Origin of the sequence: Noviherbaspirillum sp. L7-7A, from assembly GCF_019052805.1 — a bacterium.
Classification (GTDB): Bacteria; Pseudomonadota; Gammaproteobacteria; order Burkholderiales; family Burkholderiaceae_D; genus Noviherbaspirillum_A.
The window spans coordinates 720,351-734,485 of record NZ_JAHQRJ010000001.1 but is presented as its reverse complement, the minus strand read 5'-3'; the positions used below and the strand labels follow the sequence as shown (position 1 = coordinate 734,485).

Genomic DNA, 14,135 nt, shown 5'->3' with positions numbered 1-14,135 from the left:
GCACGGACGGACAATGGTGCGAGCCGGTCTATGAAAGGGAAAACAGCAGGCCGGAAACAAGCCGTGAAGAGTGGACCAGTCGCTAGCCGGCCAATGCGCGATAGGCAGCGAAACCGGCGATGCAGCAGGCAATCGAGCCTGCCAGATGCAGCAGGATATGGCCCAGCGCCCAGCCGTACTGGCCGCGCTGGAGCAGGATCATCGATTCGGCGGAGAAAGTGGAAAAGGTGGTGAGGCCGCCGAGGAAGCCGGTGACGGCGAACAGCCGCCATTCAATTGGCAAGCCGGGGTAGCGCTCGAAAAATGCGACGGCAATGCCGATCAGGAAACCGCCGGACAGATTGGCCACCAGCGTGCCGTAAGGCAGCATCGCATTCGCGGTGTTGAGCGCGATGCCGAGCAGCCAGCGCAGCCAGGCGCCGAGCGCGGCGCCCACGCCGACCGCAAGCCAGCTCACGCGGCCGGCTCCGACCACCTGCGCAGCGCGGCTTCGTCGCTGCTGCGGGCGTCGACCCAGCGCGCGCCTTCGGGCGTCTGTTCCTTCTTCCAGAACGGCGCTTCGCTCTTCAGGTAATCCATGATGAATTCGCAGGCGGCGAATGCCTCGCCGCGATGGGCGGACAAGGTCACCACCAGCACGATCTGCTCCTGCGGCAGCAAGGGCCCGACCCGGTGGATCACCAGCGCATCGGCCAGCTTGAAACGCACCCTGGCGCGTTCGACGATGTCTTCCAGCGCCTTCTCGGTCATGCCGGGATAATGCTCCAGCTCCATCTCGGCGACGCTGGCGCCTTCATTGATGTCGCGCACGGTGCCGATGAAGGTCGCCACCGCGCCCACCTCAGGCCGCCCTGCGCGCAACTGGCGCACCTCGGTGGACAGGTCGAAATCCTCAGTCTGCACGCGTACCGGCATGATGTGCTCCGTAGAAGTCAGCCGCCGGTCACGGGCGGAAAGAAAGCCACTTCACAACCTTCCGACAGCGGCGTGGCCTCGTCCGCCATCTGCTGGTTGCAGGCCATGCGCAGCGCCCGACCCGGCGCCAGCGCCGCCGCCCAGGCCTCGCCGCGCTCGCGCAGGTGATGGCGCAAGGCGCCCACCGTGCCAACCTCCTGCGGCAGGTCCAGCGTTTCCTGCGACGTGCCAAGCGCCTCGCGGATGCTGGCAAAAAAACGCAACTGTATCTTCATGACAGGTAGAGCATCTGGTTGAACGGAAGGAAGCGCACCAGGTCGCCAGGCGCAATCGTCTGGCCGGGCGGATTGTCGATCAGGCCATCGCCCCAGACGGTGGAAGTCAGCACGCCCGAGCCCTGGTTGGGGAACAGGTCCAGGCCGCCGTTGGCGTTGACGCGCGCTCGCAGGAATTCGTTGCGGCGGTCGGCCCTGGGCCAGGCGAAGTCGGCGCGCAGCATGAAGCCGGCCGGCGCCGCGTCGGACATCCCGGCCAGGCGGCGGATGAAGGGCCGCACGAACAGCAGGAAGGTCACGAAGGAGGACACCGGATTGCCAGGCAGGCCAAGGAAGAACGCGCTGTCGCCGGCATTGCCGTTGCGGCTGACTTCGCCAAAGGCCAGCGGCTTGCCCGGCTTGACCGCGATCTGCCACATGTTGAGCCTGCCTTCGGCTTCCACCGCCGGCTTGATATGGTCTTCCTCGCCGACCGAGACGCCGCCGGAGGTGATGATCAGGTCATGCCCGGCAGCCGCTGCGCGCAGGGTGTCGCGGGTGGCCTGCAGCGTATCCGGCACGATGCCGTAGTCGGTGATGTCGCAGCCCAGGTTCTCCAGCAGGCCGCGCAGTGTGTAGCGGTTGGAGTTGTAGATCGCGCCTGGCGCCAGAGGCTCGCCCGGCATCGCCAGTTCGTCGCCGGTGAAGAACACCGCCACCCGCGGCCGGCGCAGCACCGGCAGTTCGGCCAGGCCGACCGAGGCAGCCAGGCCCATTTCCTGCGCCCGCAGCAGCGTGCCGGCCGCCAGGATCACGCCGCCGGCGCGGATGTCCTCGCCGGCGCGGCGGATCCAGGCGCCGGCCTGCGGCGCCGCATTGATCCGCACCAGATCGCCGTCGACCTCGCAGGCTTCCTGCATCACCACCGCATCGGCGCCGGCCGGGATCATCGCACCGGTGAAGATGCGCGCCGCGGTGCCGGGCTGCAACGGCTGGCCGACATGGCCGGCCGGGATGCGCTGCGATACCGGCAGCCGCGCCGCGCCGCTGGCGCAGTCGGCGGCGCGCACCGCATAGCCGTCCATCTGGGTGTTGTCGGCCGGCGGCACGTCGAGTTGCGAGCGCTGGTCGGCAGCCAGCACGCGGCCGTTGGCCTGCAATGTGGAGACGGTTTCGGTGTCGGTGAGCGGGCGCGCCGCGCCCATCAGGAAGTCGAGCGCCTCGCGCACGGTCAGCATGGGCCTGGCATTCATGGTCGCTTCCTAGAGTCCGGTATGGACCGCGATGTACTGCTTGACCTCGGCCGCGTCGGCCGGCATCACCACGAAGCGCTGCGGCAGCGACTCGATGTTCTCGAAGCCGTGCGGCCGCTCGGCATCATGGCCCAGCGCTTCCTGAATGGTCTCGTTGAACTTGGCCGGCAGCGCGGTCTCGAGCACGATCATGGGCACGCCCGGCCTGACGTATTCCCGCGCGACCTTCACGCCGTCGGCGGTGTGGGTATCGATGGTCACGCCGTAACGCGCATGCACGTCGCGTATCGTCGCCAGCCTGTCCTGGTGGATGGACTTGCCGGACACGAAACCGTACTGCGCCACCCTGGCGAATTCATCGCCGTCGCTGCCCGGGCCGCCCGACAGGTCGAAGCCGCCGTGCGTTTCCACTTTCCTGAACAGCGCCTTCACCCGATCGCCATCGCGGCCAAGCAAGTCGTAGATGAAGCGCTCGAAGTTGGACGCCTTGCTGATGTCCATGCTGGGGCTGGTGGTGTGATAGGTCTCGGACGACTTGCGCACCCGGTAGATGCCGGTGCGGAAGAATTCATCCAGCACATCGTTCTCGTTGGTGGCCACCACCAGCTGGTCGATCGGCAGGCCCATCATGCGCGCAATGTGGCCGGCGCAGACATTGCCGAAATTCCCCGATGGCACGGTGAACGAGACCTTCTGCTCGTTCGATGTGGTGGCCAGCAGGTAGCCGCGGAAGTAATACACCACCTGCGCCACGACGCGTGCCCAGTTGATGGAATTGACCGTGCCGATCTTCTGCGCGCCCTTGTAGGCGAGGTCGTTGGACACCGCCTTGACGATATCCTGGCAATCGTCGAACACGCCTTCGACCGCGATGTTGAAGATGTTCTCGTCCTGCAGGCTGAACATCTGCGCGGTCTGGAAGGCGCTCATCTTGCGGTGCGGCGACAGCATGAACACCCGTATGCCCTTCTTGCCGCGCATCGCATATTCTGCCGCGCTGCCGGTGTCGCCCGAGGTCGCGCCGAGGATGTTGAGCTCGGCATTCTGGCGGCTCAGGGTGTATTCGAACAGGTTGCCCAGCAGCTGCATGGCCATGTCCTTGAAGGCCAGCGTCGGGCCGTTGGACAGCGCCTGCAGCATCAGCTTGCCACCATCCTTTTCCTCCAGCGTGCACAGCGGTGTGATCAGTGCGGCATCCTCGCCCTCGCGGCCGTTGCAGTACACCTCGGCGGTATAGGTTTTGCGCACCAGCGCGCGCAGGTCCTCGACCGGGATATCGGTGGCGAAGCGCGACAGGATCTCGAAGGCCAGGTCGGCATACGACAGGTTGCGCCAGGCATCGAGTTCGGCGCCGCTGACCTGCGGATAGACGTCCGGCAGATAGAGGCCGCCGTCCGGCGCCAGGCCGGCCAGCAGGATTTCGGAAAAGTTCTGGGCTGCGGCATGGCCGCGGGTGGAGATGTAATGCATCGGCTGTCTGGTGGCGTGTGGCGTGGGGATGGCGAATTATAAGGCCTTGCCCCGGCGGACACGGGGCAAGAGGCTGTCATGGACCGCAGAAAGGCGCCTGCGGGCCCTGGGCCGGGACGGCATGCGCGGCCAATGCCGCGCGGGCTCAGGCCAGTTGCTCGAGCCTGATCCGCGTGACCCGGCCTTCCACTGTCGGCAGCGCCTCGATGCGGGCAATCGCCGCATCGACATGCTTTTCCTGTGTCTGGTGCGTCAGCAGGATGATGTCGGTCTGGGTCTCGCCTTCGCCCGGCTCCTTCTGCAGCATCGCGTCGATCGAGATGGTGGCGTCGGCCAAGATGCGGGTGATGTCGGCCAGCACGCCGAGCTTGTCGGCCACGCAGATGCGCAGGTAATAGCTGGTGGTGACTTCCGACATCGGCAGCACCGGCGTGTCCGACATCGCATCCGGCTGGAAGGCCAGGTGCGGCACCCGGTGTCCGGGGTCGGCGGTGGCCAGGCGGGTGATGTCGACCAGGTCGGCAATCACGGCCGAAGCGGTCGGCTCCGCGCCCGCGCCCTTGCCGTAGTAGAGCGTGGCGCCCACTGCGTCGCCCTGCACCAGCACCGCGTTCATCGCGCCTTCGACATTGGCGATCAGGCGCTTGGACGGGATCAGCGTCGGATGCACCCGCAGCTCGATGCCGGCATCGGTGCGGCGGGCAATGCCCAGCAGCTTGATGCGGTAGCCCAGTTGCTCGGCGTAGCGGATATCGGTGGCGCTGAGCTTGGTGATGCCTTCTACATGCGCGCGGTCGAACTGCACCGGTATCCCGAAGGCAATCGCCGACATCAGGGTTGCCTTGTGGGCCGCGTCCACGCCTTCGATGTCGAAGGTCGGGTCGGCTTCGGCATAGCCCAGGCGCTGCGCCTCCTTCAGCACGGTGCCGAAGTCCAGGCCCTTGTCGCGCATCTCGGACAGGATGAAGTTGGTGGTGCCATTGATGATGCCGGCCACCCATTCGATGCGGTTGGCAGACAGGCCTTCGCGCAAGGCCTTGATGATGGGGATGCCGCCGGCCACTGCCGCTTCGAAGGCCACCATCACGCCCTTGTCCTGCGCGGCGCGGAAGATCTCGGTGCCATGGATGGCCAGCAGCGCCTTGTTGGCCGTGACCACATGCTTGCCGTTGGCGATGGCCTTCAGCACCAGTTCCTTGGCGATGCCGTAGCCGCCGATCAGCTCGACCACGATGTCGATGTCGGGATGGTTCACCACCAAGTTGGCATCATTGACCACTTCGCACTGGCCATGGGTCAGCTCGGTGGCGCGGGCCGTGTTCAGGTCCGCCACCATCACAATCTCGATGCCGCGGCCGGCACGGCGGCGGATCTCTTCCTGATTGCGTTTGAGGACGTCAAAGGTGCCGCCGCCGACGGTGCCTATGCCTAACAAGCCTACTTTGATGGGTTTCATGGTGATTCCGGACTCTGGTGACAAATGATTGGGGATGGGAATGGCGCCGGCATCGGCCGGCTGCCTGCAGCAGGCCGATGCCAGCCCGTGCTGCGCGTGCGCTTTCTATGCGATGCTGTGACGCCGCCGGTAGCCGTCGAGGAAGCGGGCAATGCGTCCAACAGCTTCGGTCAGGTCGTCGGTATTGGGCAGGAACACGACGCGGAAATGGTCCGTGGTCGGGCAGTTGAAGCCGGTGCCCTGCACGATCAGCACCCGCTCTTCGGCCAGCAGCTCATAGGCGAATTGCTGGTCGTCTGCGATCGGATACATCTTCGGATCGAGCCGCGGGAACATGTACAGCGCCGACTTCGGCTTGACGCAGGTGACGCCCGGAATGTCGGTCAGAAGCTTGTGCGCAAGGTCACGCTGGCGCAGCAGCCTGCCGCCCGGACGCACCAGGTCGTCGATGCTCTGGTAGCCGCCGAGCGCGGTCTGGATGGCGAACTGGCCGGGTGCATTCGCGCACAGCCGCATCGAGGCCAGCATGTTCAGGCCTTCGATGTAATCCTTCGCATGCTTCTTCTCGCCCGACACCACCATCCAGCCGGCGCGATAGCCGCAGGAGCGATAGTTCTTCGACAGGCCGTTCAGGGTGATGAACAGCACGTCGTCGGCCAGCGACGCCAGCGAGGTATGGGTATTGCCGTCGTACAGCACCTTGTCGTAGATCTCGTCGGCAAACACCACCAACTGGTGCTTGCGCGCCAGTTCGACGATCTCCTTCAACAGGTCAACGGAGTACAGCGCGCCGGTCGGGTTGTTCGGATTGATCACCACGATGGCCCGGGTATTGGACGTGATCTTCTTCCTGATGTCCTCGATGTCGGGCATCCATTCCGACTGCTCGTCGCAGACATAATGGATGGGCGTCCCGCCGGACAGGCTGACCGCCGCGGTCCACAGCGGATAGTCCGGCGCCGGCACGAGCACTTCATCGCCGGTATTGAGCAGCGCATTCATGCTCAATACGATCAGCTCGGAGGCGCCATTGCCCAGGTAGATGTCATCGATGGTGACGCCGCCGATGTTCTTCTGCTGGGTGTAGTGCATCACCGCCTTGCGCGGCGCGAACAGGCCCTTGGAATCGGTGTAGCCGGAAGCATTGCCCATGTTGCGGATCATGTCCTGCACGATCTCGTCCGGCGCGTCGAATCCGAAGGCGGCCAGGTTGCCGATGTTGAGCTTGATGATCTTGTGACCATCCTCTTCCATCTGACGTGCCTTTTCCAGCACGGGACCACGGATGTCGTAACAGACGTCTGCCAGTTTCCTGGATTTCTGAATCGGTCGCACGGGGCGCTTCCTTGAAATGTGAGGCGGTCAGGCTGAATGCTGCGCCGCGATAAAAGGCCCATTTTGCCGAAAGCAACTGGTTTTATCAATCGATACCGAAAGTTCGAATATTGAAAACCGTTACAATGCTCCTCATTTCCGCCTGTCCGCCGGCATTCGACATGGCCGGCGCATTCATCTCATGAAGCTACACGCCACTTCCACCCAGCAATACCAGACCGTCACCGCCTACGACGAGAGCGGTGTCGAGATCAATGCCGTCCACTACCGCAACAGCCTGGTGGTCATGCCCGAAATGGCTCCCGTCGATTGGCCGGTCGCGTCCTTCGACGCCCTTGCCGCAGAGGACTTCCAGCATATCGATGCCCTCTCACCCGATGTCGTCATCCTCGGTACTGGCGCCCGCCAGCACTTCATCCATCCGAAACTGATTGCGTCGCTCAATGCGCGCCGGGTCGGCGTGGAAACCATGGACAACCAGGCGGCATGCCGGACTTACAACATCCTGATGGCGGAAGGTCGCAAGGTGGCGCTGGCGCTCATTCTGGAATCGCCACAAGGCTGACTATCCTGTCATGCGGACAGATTATTCCGGCTCTGATCAACGCCGGAATGGCTTTGATGATGTTGAACTTGAAACCCGGAAACCCGGCCCAATATGGCCTGCATTCCCGGGCGTCCGCCACCCGGCGACGGGCGCCCAAGCGGTGAACGTTCTCCGTGCTGGCCCGCTCTATGGCTTTGACCGGCTGCCGATTGGCCGGCAAACATCGATGTAACAACAGGAGAACACTGTGGTAGAGAGCCCACCTGCGCTGCACGAAATCGTGCCTGATTTTTCTGCCGCCATGACCAGCGACCAGACTTTTCACCTTGCAGACTATCGGGGCAAGAACATCGTTCTGTACTTTTATCCAAAGGACAATACGCCAGGCTGCACCACCGAAGGCATTCGCTTTCGTGAGCTGTATCCCGAATTCCAGCATGCCAATACGGAAATCTTTGGCGTCAGCCGCGACAGCCTGCGCTCCCATGAAAGCTTCCGCACCAAGCTGGCGATGCCCTTTCAGTTGATTTCGGATCCCGACGAAGCCCTTTGCAATCTCTTCAATGTGATCAGAAGCAAGACCATGTACGGAAAAGCCGTGCGCGGCATTGATCGCAGCACATTCATCATTGACGCTTCCGGGCGATTAGTGAAAGAATGGCGTGGAGTGAAAGTGCCCGGGCATGTTGATGAAGTGCTCGAATTCGTGAAGGCTATCCATTAATTCGCTCGATACGTTGAAGCCTAAAAGAAACCTCAGTCCAGAGCCGTTTGAAGAAAAGGAGCCTTCCTTTTCCAAAACGGCTTTTTGCATTCTGCGGTACCGCAGCCATTCCATGCACTACCCCGCCAACCGTCCCTCCTGTCCGTCCGCCCACCCGGCTGGCGGCCTGCGGACATCCTAGATTGAGGTCCTGATGCCCCTTCCGAAACTACCGACCAAGCCTGCAACGCTGCTCTCCCCGAGCGACTATCCCAAGGCGGAAAAAGGCAAGACCGTTAAGCCATCGATCAAGCTGCTTGAACCTGCAGCCGCGCCTGCCCGGCCAGAACCGGCGCCTGCCACCCGCGCCAAGCTGCCCGAACTCGCCGCGGCCAAGTCGCGCCCGAAGGTACTGAAGGCAGTTGAAACCCGCGCCAAGTCCAGCACCAGCCGCGCCGCCGACAAGGCTGGCAGCACCAAATTGTTCGTGCTCGACACCAATGTGCTGATGCATGATCCGACCTCGCTGTTCCGCTTCGAGGAACATGACGTCTATCTGCCGATGATGACGCTGGAGGAACTGGACAATCACAAGAAGGGCATGTCCGAGGTGGCGCGCAATGCGAGACAGGTATCGCGCTCGCTCGACGCGCTGGTTGCCGACATCGACGACAACGCCATCGATGACGGCATCCCGCTGGCCAAGCTGGGCAACAAGGACGCCCGCGGCCACCTGTTCTTCCAGACCAAGCTGCAGAATATCGAGCTGCCCGAAGGCCTGCCGGTCGGCAAGGCGGACAACCAGATCCTCGGCGTGGTTCGCGCGCTCGAAGCGCAGTATCCGGGACGCGCGATCGTGCTGGTGTCGAAGGATATCAACATGCGCATCAAGGCGCGGGCGATGGGCCTGCCGGCCGAGGAGTATTTCAACGACCATGTGCTGGAAGACACCGACCTGCTGTACTCCGGCATCCTGCAATTGCCGGACGACTTCTGGACCAAGCATGGGAAGGGCATGGAGTCCTGGCAGGAGAGCAAGAATGGCACTGGCTATACCTATTACAGGCTGACCGGGCCGCTGGTGCCGGCAATGCTGGTCAACCAGTTCGTCTACATGGAGCCCAGCAACGGCGAGGCATCGTTCTATGGCAATGTCACGCAGATCAATGGCAAGACCGCCGTCATCCGCACCCTGCGCGACTACAGCCACAACAAGAACAGCGTCTGGGGCATCACTGCACGCAACCGCGAGCAGAACTTCGCCTTGAATTTGCTGATGGATCCGGAATGCGATTTCGTCTCGCTGCTGGGACAGGCCGGCACCGGCAAGACCCTGCTGGCCCTGGCCGCCGGCCTGACGCAGGTGCTGGAAACCAAGACCTATAACGAAATCATCGTTACCCGGGTCACGGTGCCGGTCGGCGAAGACATCGGCTTCCTGCCGGGCACCGAAGAGGAAAAGATGTCGCCCTGGATGGGTGCCTTCGACGACAACCTCGAAGTCCTCAACAAGTCGGATAACGAGGCCGGCGAATGGGGCCGCGCCGCGACCCAGGACCTGATCCGTTCACGCATCAAGATCAAGTCGCTCAACTTCATGCGCGGGCGTACCTTCGTCAACAAGTACCTGATCATCGACGAAGCCCAGAACCTCACGCCCAAGCAGATGAAGACCCTGATGACGCGCGCGGGCCCCGGCACCAAGATCGTCTGCCTCGGTAACATTGCGCAGATCGATACGCCTTACCTGACCGAAGGCTCCAGCGGCCTGACTTATGTAGTCGACCGCTTCAAGGGCTGGTCGCATGGCGGCCATGTGACGCTGGCCCGCGGCGAACGGTCGCGTCTGGCGGATCATGCGAGCGAGGTGCTGTAACCGCAATGAAAGCGGGACTCGCTCCCGCATCTGAAACCTTACTGACTACTCAACGTCAACCGGGCCGGCGAATCGCATTCGAAGGCCCGGTTTTTTTTCAGGGCTGCGGTTGCAAGGTCATTGAACACAACGGCGACCGTATCGCCGTGCGCTTCCCATGCACGGGTGGCCTTCGTCACTTCATCGGCTGCATAGGTGTCGAGCGCATTGGCAGTAAGGTTGTCGATCAGCGCAAAGCCAAATGCAATCGGCTCGCGGCCAGATGAAGAAGGCAGCATGGCATTGAATTTCAGGCCCTGCTCCAGAGCAGTCCGGTCGGCTTCGGTGCATTGCAGATGCTTGACAGCCGTCAGAAAGCACATGGTTTTTTCATTGCCTTCCCTGTCCTTCCACTTGTCGGTGTGGATACAGACGCGTGGCTCCCAGCCTGCGTCCGTCTCGATGGCATCGAGCAGCTGCGCCAACTGCCCTTGCACCCGGCTCGCTTCAGGCGTTGCAACAGATAGACCTTCACGCATCACCTTTGGCCTCGCAGCAGCCAGGATGGCGCTCTTCAGCGGCGTCTCCGGATTGGGAAGGTAGCCGCCGACGCAGGTATTCATCTGCAAGGGATAGGGCTGTCCATTCGGTGCACGGCAAGACTGAAGCGCAGGGTTGGCACGCAGCGATCCAAAGACAAAGCGTCCACTCTCGGTGTGCAGGATGACGATTGCCCCTGCGCCATCAGGACGATAACCAGGAAAGCGCGGTGAGCTTGCTGCGGCCATATCGCAAAGGCTTTGGGCTGACTGCGACATGTCGATCTGGCCGCTGATCACGGTCATGATATCCGAGCCGCGCTCCAGAACGGTCAGCGTGGGGCCTGGCTGCTGCGCACGGCCAGTCGGGACAGCCGACCGGAACGCTGCCTGTGCATTGGTAGTTGGAGCAGGAACGCTGGGAAAAGGTCGCATGGAAAGTTTCTCCGGAAAAGGTGGTTAAAAATAAAAATGCGCCACGTATGTGACGCATTCCTATTCTTGGCTCCGGAGAAAACCGCCAGGGCGACGACACCCGTCTTAGAGGATCAGCGTGCCTATCCACCATGCAATCGCCGCCATGAAGGCGGAAGCCGGGATCGTGAAGACCCAGGCCCAGACGATGTTGCCCGCCACGCCCCAACGTACCGCCGACATCTTCTTGGATGCACCGACGCCGACGATGGCGCCGGTGATGGTATGCGTGGTCGACACGGGCACGCCCAGCGCGGTGGCAAGGAACAGCGTGATCGCGCCGCCGGTTTCGGCACAGAAGCCGCCGACCGGCTTCAGCTTGGTGATCTTCTGGCCCATGGTCTTGACGATGCGCCAGCCGCCGAACAGCGTGCCCAGGCTGATGGCGGTATAGCAGGAGATCACCACCCACCATGGCAAGTGCTCATCCGGCGACGAGGCGCCGGCGGCGATCAGCAGCATCCAGATAATGCCCATGGTCTTTTGCGCGTCGTTGCCGCCATGCCCCAGGCTGTACATCGAGGCAGACACCAGCTGCATGCGGCGGAACCACTTGTCGACCCGGCGTGGCGTCGCCCGCACGAACAGCCAGGACACCAGCACCATCATCAGCGAGCCGAAGATGAAGCCCAGCAGCGGCGACAGCACGATGAACAGGATGGTCTTGAGCAGTCCGCCGGCGATCAGGGAGCCGGTGCCAGCCTTCGCGACAGCGGCGCCCACCAGGCCGCCGATCAGCGCATGCGAGGAAGACGAAGGAATGCCGTAATACCAGGTGATCAGATTCCAGACGATGGCGCCCACCAGCGCGCCGAACACCACATAGTGGTCCACCACGGAAGGATCGATCGTGCCCTTCCCGACCGTTGTCGCCACCTTTAGCTGGAATACCAGAATCGCGACGAAGTTGAAGGTGGCGGCCATGGCCACGGCGGTCTGCGGCTTGAGCACGCCGGTCGATACCACGGTTGCGATCGCATTGGCGGCATCATGGAAGCCGTTCATGAAATCGAATATCAGCGCCAGCGCAACAAGGAATGCGAGAGCATAGATGCTGATCTGTAGAGTTTGCATAATTGTTCTTGGGATTTTGTTAAGGCAGGCGTGCGCCAGGGATGGCGCATGCCAGAGAAGGCGGCACGCAGCCGCCGGCATCGGAAAACGTCAGGCGTTTTCGACGATGATGCCTTCCAGGATATTGGCCACGTCCTCGCAGCGGTCGGTCACGGTTTCGAGGATCTCGTAGATGGCCTTGAGCTTGATGAGGTTGCGAACATCGGGCTCGTCGCGGAACAGCTTGGACATGGCGGCGCGCATCACATGGTCGGCGTCCGATTCCAGGCGGTCGATCTCGGCGCAGATGGCGAGGATCTCGCGCGAATTGTCCATGTTGTGCAGCAGGGCGACGCCGGCGCGGACCTTTTCGGTACAGGCCAGGCACAGCTCGGCCAGGCGCTTGGCTTCCGGTGTGGTGTTCTTGATGTCGTATAGGGAAATCGTCTGGGCCGCATCTTCGAGCAGGTCGAGGATGTCATCCATGCGGGTGATCAGCTGATGGATGTCGTCGCGGTCGAGCGGCGTAATGAAGGTCTTGTGCAGCATTTCCAGCGTGTTGTGGGTGACCTTGTCAGCCTGCTTCTCGATGCCTTCGATGGCATGCACCCGGTTTTCCAGGTCATCGAAACTCGTCATCAGCGCCACCATCTCGCGCGCGCCCTTGACGCACAGGTCGGCATGCTGAATGAACAGCTCGAAAAACTTGCCCTCGTTGGGCATCAGACGTCCAAACATGATTATTTCTCCAGATAAAAAGAGGTGACAGCGTCCTTGCGTTGGCCGCGACAGCGCTTACTCGCTGCTGTACATCGGCGCATTGCCAACGTAGTTGTCAAACTTGGTGAACTGGCCAAGGAATGTCAGCCGAACCGCCCCGATGGGGCCATTACGCTGCTTGCCGATGATGATTTCGGCAGTGCCCTTGTCCTGGGAATCGGGGTTATACACTTCATCGCGATAAATGAACAGAATGACGTCGGCATCCTGCTCGATAGCGCCGGATTCGCGCAGATCGGACATCACCGGGCGCTTGTTGGGCCGCTGCTCCAGCGAGCGGTTCAGCTGCGACAGCGCAATGACCGGACAGTTGAGCTCCTTTGCCAGGCCCTTCAGGTTACGCGAGATTTCCGAGATTTCCGTTGCCCGGTTTTCGCCGGCCGAGTTCGCCGACATCAGCTGCAGGTAGTCGACGATGATCAGGCCCAGCTTGCCGCATTGCCGGGACAAACGGCGAGAACGGGCGCGCAATTCGATCGAGCTCAACGCCGGCGTCTCGTCGATGTAGAGCTGGGCATCATTCATTTTCTGGATCGCATGGGTCAGGCGCGGCCAGTCCTCGTCGGCCAGCCGGCCGGTGCGCAGCCTGTGCTGGTCGAGCTTGCCCACCGAACCCAGCATACGCATGGCCAGCTGCGCGCCACCCATTTCCATCGAGAACACGGCCACCGGAAGGCCGCTGTCGATCGCCACGTTCTCGCCGATGTTGATCGAGAATGCCGTCTTGCCCATCGAAGGACGGCCGGCAACGATGATCAGGTCGCCCGGCTGCAGGCCGGAGGTCATGCGATCGAGGTCGACAAAACCGGTTGGCACGCCGGTGATGTCATTCTGGCTATCACGGTTGTACAGTTCGTCGATGCGCTCGACCACCTGGGTCAGCAGGGGCTGGATTTCCTGGAAGCCCTGGGCGCCGCGTGCGCCCTCCTCGGCAATGGCAAAAATCTTGGATTCCGCCTCGTCCAGCATCTGCTTGACTTCCTTGCCCTGCGGGTTGAAGGCGTCGCCGGAAATCTCGTCAGCCACCGTAATCAGTTTGCGCAGCACGCCACGGTCGCGCACGATCTCGGCATAGCGGCGGATATTGGCGGCAGATGGCGTGTTTTGCGCCAGCGCATTCAGGTAGCTGAGGCCACCCACTTCCTCTGCCTTGCCCGAAGAGGAAAGCGCCTCGTAGACAGTAATGACGTCCGCGGGGCGGGAATTATTGATTAATTTGACAATATGCTGGAAGATCAGGCGGTGATCGTACCGATAGAAATCTTCCTGGCTAACAAAATCGGCGATGCGGTCCCAGGCAGCATTGTCCAGAAGCAGACCGCCCAGCACGGACTGTTCTGCTTCAATGGAATGTGGCGGGACGCGGAGGGAATCGACTTGCGGATCGGGACGGCTATTCATGGCGCGCATTATACCTGCTCGCCGCAGGCCAAAGCAGCAGGCCAAGAATTCGCTCACCGAACTGTTTACGCTTCGATACGGTACTTGATCATCGGGTACT

14 protein-coding genes are annotated in these 14,135 nt (G+C 62.2%); 3 read left to right on the top strand and 11 right to left on the bottom strand.

Annotated elements, in window-relative coordinates; genetic code table 11:
• Positions 1-82: 82 nt before the first annotated feature.
• The 7 genes from crcB to KTQ42_RS03300 form a co-directional block, all read right to left on the bottom strand.
• A complete protein-coding gene (crcB, locus tag KTQ42_RS03330; RefSeq protein WP_217344210.1) occupies positions 83-457 on the bottom strand; it encodes a fluoride efflux transporter CrcB in 375 nt (124 codons plus the stop codon).
• Complete coding sequence (gene moaE, locus KTQ42_RS03325) at positions 454-915, bottom strand: molybdopterin synthase catalytic subunit MoaE (RefSeq protein WP_217344209.1); 462 nt, start codon at positions 913-915, stop codon at positions 454-456. Before moaE ends, crcB begins: the two co-directional genes overlap by 4 nt.
• Before the next feature lie 17 nt (positions 916-932).
• Positions 933-1,190 (bottom strand): molybdopterin converting factor subunit 1, encoded by a 258-nt coding sequence (gene moaD / locus KTQ42_RS03320; RefSeq protein WP_217344208.1) that lies wholly within the window; start codon positions 1,188-1,190, stop codon positions 933-935.
• Entirely contained in the window at positions 1,187-2,422 is a 1,236-nt protein-coding gene (glp, locus tag KTQ42_RS03315; RefSeq protein ID WP_249222627.1) for a gephyrin-like molybdotransferase Glp, read from the bottom strand. The genes moaD and glp overlap by 4 nt, the downstream gene beginning before the upstream one ends.
• A gap of 9 nt (positions 2,423-2,431) precedes the next feature.
• Positions 2,432-3,892 carry a threonine synthase gene (thrC, locus tag KTQ42_RS03310; protein WP_217344207.1) on the bottom strand — a complete coding sequence of 487 codons (1,461 nt, stop codon included), beginning with the start codon at positions 3,890-3,892 and terminating at the stop codon, positions 2,432-2,434.
• A 145-nt stretch (positions 3,893-4,037) separates the two neighbouring features.
• Complete coding sequence (locus KTQ42_RS03305) at positions 4,038-5,348, bottom strand: homoserine dehydrogenase (RefSeq protein WP_217344206.1); 1,311 nt, start codon at positions 5,346-5,348, stop codon at positions 4,038-4,040.
• A gap of 105 nt (positions 5,349-5,453) precedes the next feature.
• Complete coding sequence (locus tag KTQ42_RS03300) at positions 5,454-6,683, bottom strand: pyridoxal phosphate-dependent aminotransferase (RefSeq protein WP_217344205.1); 1,230 nt, start codon at positions 6,681-6,683, stop codon at positions 5,454-5,456.
• Positions 6,684-6,864: 181 nt separating this feature from the next.
• Between KTQ42_RS03300 and KTQ42_RS03295 the strand changes: the two genes are divergently transcribed.
• From KTQ42_RS03295 to KTQ42_RS03285, 3 genes are all read left to right on the top strand, one after another.
• On the top strand, positions 6,865-7,248 hold the full coding sequence (locus KTQ42_RS03295; protein ID WP_217344204.1) for an Mth938-like domain-containing protein: 384 nt from the start codon (positions 6,865-6,867) through the stop codon (positions 7,246-7,248).
• Positions 7,249-7,477: 229 nt separating this feature from the next.
• Positions 7,478-7,954 (top strand): peroxiredoxin, encoded by a 477-nt coding sequence (locus KTQ42_RS03290; RefSeq protein ID WP_349292118.1) that lies wholly within the window; start codon positions 7,478-7,480, stop codon positions 7,952-7,954.
• Positions 7,955-8,147: 193 nt separating this feature from the next.
• On the top strand, positions 8,148-9,809 hold the full coding sequence (locus KTQ42_RS03285) for a PhoH family protein (RefSeq protein ID WP_217344203.1): 1,662 nt from the start codon (positions 8,148-8,150) through the stop codon (positions 9,807-9,809).
• Between the two features lie 38 nt (positions 9,810-9,847).
• On the opposite strand, the gene KTQ42_RS03280 is transcribed toward KTQ42_RS03285, so the two are convergent.
• The 4 genes from KTQ42_RS03280 to KTQ42_RS03265 form a co-directional block, all read right to left on the bottom strand.
• Positions 9,848-10,762 (bottom strand): hypothetical protein, encoded by a 915-nt coding sequence (locus KTQ42_RS03280; protein WP_217344202.1) that lies wholly within the window; start codon positions 10,760-10,762, stop codon positions 9,848-9,850.
• Positions 10,763-10,867: 105 nt separating this feature from the next.
• The gene (locus KTQ42_RS03275) at positions 10,868-11,875 is read right to left on the bottom strand and encodes an inorganic phosphate transporter (protein WP_217344201.1); all 1,008 of its coding nucleotides are present in this window, start codon (positions 11,873-11,875) and stop codon (positions 10,868-10,870) included.
• Between the two features lie 90 nt (positions 11,876-11,965).
• Positions 11,966-12,592, bottom strand: a complete 627-nt coding sequence (locus KTQ42_RS03270) for a DUF47 domain-containing protein (protein ID WP_194713508.1) — start codon at positions 12,590-12,592, stop codon at positions 11,966-11,968.
• Between the two features lie 57 nt (positions 12,593-12,649).
• Positions 12,650-14,044 (bottom strand): replicative DNA helicase, encoded by a 1,395-nt coding sequence (locus tag KTQ42_RS03265; RefSeq protein WP_217344200.1) that lies wholly within the window; start codon positions 14,042-14,044, stop codon positions 12,650-12,652.
• Positions 14,045-14,135: the final 91 nt, after the last annotated feature.

Coding starts and splice junctions, on each gene's coding strand:
- moaE (WP_217344209.1), bottom strand. CDS start 915: ATGCCGGTACGCGTGCAGACTGAGGATTTCGACCTGTCCACCGAGGTG.
- moaD (WP_217344208.1), bottom strand. CDS start 1,190: ATGAAGATACAGTTGCGTTTTTTTGCCAGCATCCGCGAGGCGCTTGGC.
- glp (WP_249222627.1), bottom strand. CDS start 2,422: ATGAATGCCAGGCCCATGCTGACCGTGCGCGAGGCGCTCGACTTCCTG.
- thrC (WP_217344207.1), bottom strand. CDS start 3,892: ATGCATTACATCTCCACCCGCGGCCATGCCGCAGCCCAGAACTTTTCC.
- KTQ42_RS03305 (WP_217344206.1), bottom strand. CDS start 5,348: ATGAAACCCATCAAAGTAGGCTTGTTAGGCATAGGCACCGTCGGCGGC.
- KTQ42_RS03295 (WP_217344204.1), top strand. CDS start 6,865: ATGAAGCTACACGCCACTTCCACCCAGCAATACCAGACCGTCACCGCC.
- KTQ42_RS03285 (WP_217344203.1), top strand. CDS start 8,148: ATGCCCCTTCCGAAACTACCGACCAAGCCTGCAACGCTGCTCTCCCCG.
- KTQ42_RS03280 (WP_217344202.1), bottom strand. CDS start 10,762: ATGCGACCTTTTCCCAGCGTTCCTGCTCCAACTACCAATGCACAGGCA.
- KTQ42_RS03275 (WP_217344201.1), bottom strand. CDS start 11,875: ATGCAAACTCTACAGATCAGCATCTATGCTCTCGCATTCCTTGTTGCG.
- KTQ42_RS03270 (WP_194713508.1), bottom strand. CDS start 12,592: ATGTTTGGACGTCTGATGCCCAACGAGGGCAAGTTTTTCGAGCTGTTC.
- KTQ42_RS03265 (WP_217344200.1), bottom strand. CDS start 14,044: ATGCGCGCCATGAATAGCCGTCCCGATCCGCAAGTCGATTCCCTCCGC.